Here is a 4,047-nt window from a genome sequence, read left to right as displayed (position 1 = left end):
CTTACCCAAGATTACGTTAGCGAAAAACTCCGCATCAATCGTCGCGAATACCGTTACATCCATATTGAAAACAGTTTTACCCAGCCTAACCCAAGAGTCAATGAGCAGATGATCGAATGGTCATTGGGGCAACTTGAGGGGATCGGCGGCGATTTATTGGAGCTCTACTGCGGCGCGGGGAACTTTACGATTCCGTTTGCGTCGAAGTTTGATCGGGTATTGGCGACGGAGATTTCCAAAGCCTCCATCCATGCGGCAAAACAAAATATGGCACTCAACGGTGTTGATAATATCGAGTTTGTCCGCCTATCGGCCGAAGAGTTTACGTTGGCACTTGACGGAGTCCGCGAGTTTCGCCGTCTTGAGGGATTAAATGTCTCCGATTATCATCTCAAAACTCTCTTTGTCGATCCGCCGCGTGCCGGACTGGGAGACGAGCCGTGCGCCTTTGCCTCTCGGTTTGACCACCTTCTCTATATCTCCTGTAACCCTGAAACATTGCTTCGTGATTTGGAGATATTGAGACGTACCCATACGATTGATGCGATGGCGGCATTCGATCAATTCCCCTATACCCACCATTTGGAAATGGGCGTAAAGCTAACTAAAAAAGGATGTGTGTGAGAGCAATTTTAGTGAGCGCTTTGTGTGCCATCTATCTCTATGGAGCCAATGATCCTCAAACGGTTCTCAATGAAGTGGCAAAACTTCGTCAAAAATACGAAGAGTGTCGTCAGGAACAAAACAACCTCACTCCGAGTGATGCCGCAGCCAAGATCAAAGGATATCAACAACGGATCGCCGTTCTTGAAAATCAGATCAAACAAAACAACAGCGACCTTTTGCAGATCAAAAAACGCAATACCGAGATGGAACGAGACCTTTCCCAAAAGCAGGGGGTCATCCAAAGTCTAGAAAAATCGCTGACCTCCAAAGATCAGCAATATCGCGATACGGTTACTCAAAACGAGCGTCTTGCCAAAGAGACCAATACGATAAAAGTAGGAAAAATTGAGCGCGAAAGTCTAAAAAGCGCTTTGCTCAAAGCCAAATCAGAGCGGGAACAGCTTGAAAAATCGATGGGTAAAACGGATAAAGAGGCAATGGCGCTGCGAGTATCGCTAAACAGCGCCAAAGCTGAAATCGAGAAGCTTCGAAGTCATCCGTCAAGCCAACCGCAAAGCACGGCAAAAGTCGCTGCGAACACACCGATTGCAGTGGATCAAACGCCAAAAATCAAAGCCCTTCAAAACGAGCTGGCTAAAGCCAATGCCCTGATTATTCAAATGCAGAAAGCTCCTGCTCAGAGTGTTATGCAGGAGAAGATTGTTACGAAAGTGGTCGAGCCTACGGAAAAAATCGTTGCTTTGCAACGCGAACTCGCATCGGCACAGGCAATGATTGCAAATCTTAAAAAGGGTGTTAAAACGGTTACCCAAGAGAGAGTCGTAGAAAAAGTGGTTTATAAAGACCGCCCTGTTGTACAGGAGAAAATTGTTACGAAAGTGGTGGAACCGACGGCAAAAATCGTTGCGCTGCAGCGTGAGCTCTCATCCGCTCAGGCGACCATTGCCAATCTCAAAAGCGGTTCTTTGGCTAAAACCGTAGTGAAAGAGAAGATTGTTGAAAAAGTAGTCTACAAAGAGCGTCCTGCCGTGCAGGAGAAGACTGTGACGAAAGCGGTTACTCCGACGGAACATCTCAACAAAGTGCTGAACCAAAAATTGGCTCAAAATGAGATACAAGCCGCGAAACTCAAAGCACCGATAGCTCCAAAGCCGATACCGCCGAAAACAACCAAATTGACGGTACAAAGCGTCAGTGTTCCCGAGAAAGTCAAAAAAGCATCCCCTGCACCTGAATTGAAAGTTCCCGCTACGGCCTCGGCTACAACGAAGAAATCGGGACCGTCCGCCTATCGTATGGCGACCAATGCACCGGTATACAACGCTCCCGGCGGGGCTAAGGTTGATACATGGGAAGCGCGGCGTTCGTTTACCTCAGGAACATCGAACAACGGCTGGATCAAGATTACCGGATATTTCGTTGATCGTGTTTGGCAGAGGGCAGATGAAGAGCTGTGGGTCAAAGAGAGCGACGTTATCCGAAGATAACGGTATCAATACCCGTCGTAGGGGAGTTTCGCCTCTTTCCATCCGAACATAAATCCGTTTTCCAGATTGTAAGCTTTAATCCCCTCTTTGGCGAGGAGGTTGGCTGCGGCACTCGAGCGAGGACCGCTGCGGCAGACCAGTATGACCGAATCGACATTACGCAGTTTCATCGCTTTCATGACATCACTGACGAAGTTTTTATTGAATACCTCTTTGGCATCGTAAAGTTTTTGAGTATCGACGTGACTTTTTGCCTTATCGGTTTTAACCTCAAATTCGGAACTTTTTACCCGATCTTCGATCGATTTGGGGATATAGGTCCACTCGTAAGCGGGGATGTTGATAAATCCCTCACCGTGTCCGGTATAGATGTATTCGAGCGTTGTACGGACATCGACGATGATGGCTGACCCTTTTTTTTGCATCTCATACGCTTCGGCAGCGTTCACATCTCCTTCATAGATATCCTCAGCACTCAGCGCGCTACAGGCCAGAAGTATAAATAGCAGTTTTTTCATGGATTGAATCCTCATGGAAGAATGGTAAAGGCGATTGTATCCTAAGAAGATTATAGGCAGATGAAAAAAATTAATGTACCATTATAAAAAAGAATGTGGAACAATGGTAGAAAATATTAAAATTGTTTATGTCACCGACTGGGCTATCGGGGATAACAGCCCGAATCATGACCCTTTCGGAGAAGTGCTATTAGGATTTGATGCACAGATCACGGTTCAAAATACTGTGCCGGACATTTTTGAGGATATTGATCTCTTAATCCTCCATCCGATGCAGATGAACAGTACAATTTTCGAGACGATCAATCGGAGTAAAACGGAAAATCCCGCGATTAAAACGGTCGTCATTTCAAGTGCTCACGGAAGCGATCTGTTTTTACAGGCGATTGATGTCGGGGTGGATAAATATCTCCTCAAACCGCTTTTGCCCAGTGCGGTAAAAAAAGTTGCCGAGCGCTTGATGCGTCAATCCCTTGAGGCAAAACAGGCTCAAAAAGCGTTTAAACAAATCAATTTGATGTTCGGAGCGATCTCAAAAACATCCCTTTTGATCCGAATGGAAGAGAACGGTCTTATCATCGAGGTTAATGATCTGCTGTGTCGTTTATTGGGCTACCAGAGCGATACCATGATCGGCAGTCATTGGATGCGGTTTGTTGAGCGCCGTTTTTGGAATTTTTTACGCTCATTGGTACGTGAGCGTCTTAAAGCGGGAGAAATCTATCGGGGAATTCTTGAGTTGGTTAATGCACAAGGTCATTTAATAACGGTTGACAGCACTGTTTACGCGATACGCAATCACCGCCATGAGATAGAGGAGATCGTTTGTATCGCACAGGACGTCAGCGAAGTCAATCGGGCGATTTTGGCGAGTATGGAGCAGCTGATTGATTATGATTCCTCTTTGACCGTATTGTTCGATCATCGCTATGAGGCCATTTTGGTCAATAAAAAGTATTTGGAGGCAAACGTACACGATCGAAACGAAGATTTTTTCGCATCGTGTGCCGTTTATTCTTGGATGGTAGAAACATCCTATGGACTGGAGCAAATCGTTTCGGGAGGATGTACGAGAAAAGAGACGTTGGAATCGATTTTCATGAAGGTTCATAACGGAGAGATAAAAGGGAGAATCGTGACGATCGATCCCGACCAAAACACCCGATACTATACAGTACATATCAGTTCAATGCCCAACCCCATGATCCGCAGTGAAGAGTACCACATCCTCTATTTTATTGATGTTACCCATTTGGAGCGGTTGAAAGAGGATAAAATCAATGATGCCAAACTGATGAGTGTCGGACGTCTTGCTGCAGCGATCACCCACGAAATCAACACCCCGATTACGTATATTAAAGGGAATTTGGAATTGCTCGAGTGGGAATGTGAAGAGAAAATGCCCGAATCCGTCT

Annotated in this window: 4 protein-coding genes; 3 read left to right on the top strand and 1 reads right to left on the bottom strand. The window is 45.9% G+C overall.

What is annotated here, in order from left to right:
- On the top strand, nucleotides 1-624 hold a 624-nt coding region (locus Q0C19_RS11265), incomplete at its 5' end, for a methyltransferase domain-containing protein (RefSeq protein WP_295056050.1).
- Nucleotides 621-2,114 carry a hypothetical protein gene (locus Q0C19_RS11260; RefSeq protein ID WP_295056049.1) on the top strand — a complete coding sequence of 498 codons (1,494 nt, stop codon included), beginning with the start codon at nucleotides 621-623 and terminating at the stop codon, nucleotides 2,112-2,114. The genes Q0C19_RS11265 and Q0C19_RS11260, both read left to right, overlap by 4 nt.
- Nucleotides 2,115-2,119: 5 nt before the next feature.
- Here the strand turns inward: Q0C19_RS11260 and Q0C19_RS11255 are convergent, their stop codons facing one another.
- Nucleotides 2,120-2,632 (bottom strand): rhodanese-like domain-containing protein, encoded by a 513-nt coding sequence (locus Q0C19_RS11255; RefSeq protein WP_295056047.1) that lies wholly within the window; start codon nucleotides 2,630-2,632, stop codon nucleotides 2,120-2,122.
- Nucleotides 2,633-2,735: 103 nt separating this feature from the next.
- On the opposite strand from Q0C19_RS11255, the gene Q0C19_RS11250 reads away from it, so the two are divergent.
- Nucleotides 2,736-4,047: PAS domain S-box protein (locus Q0C19_RS11250; protein ID WP_295056045.1), on the top strand; the 1,312-nt coding region annotated here is incomplete at its 3' end.

Origin of the sequence: Sulfuricurvum sp. (assembly GCF_023250475.1) — a bacterium.
In the GTDB taxonomy this organism is placed as follows: Bacteria; Campylobacterota; Campylobacteria; order Campylobacterales; family Sulfurimonadaceae; genus Sulfuricurvum.
This window is presented reverse-complemented; position numbering and strand designations above follow the sequence as displayed.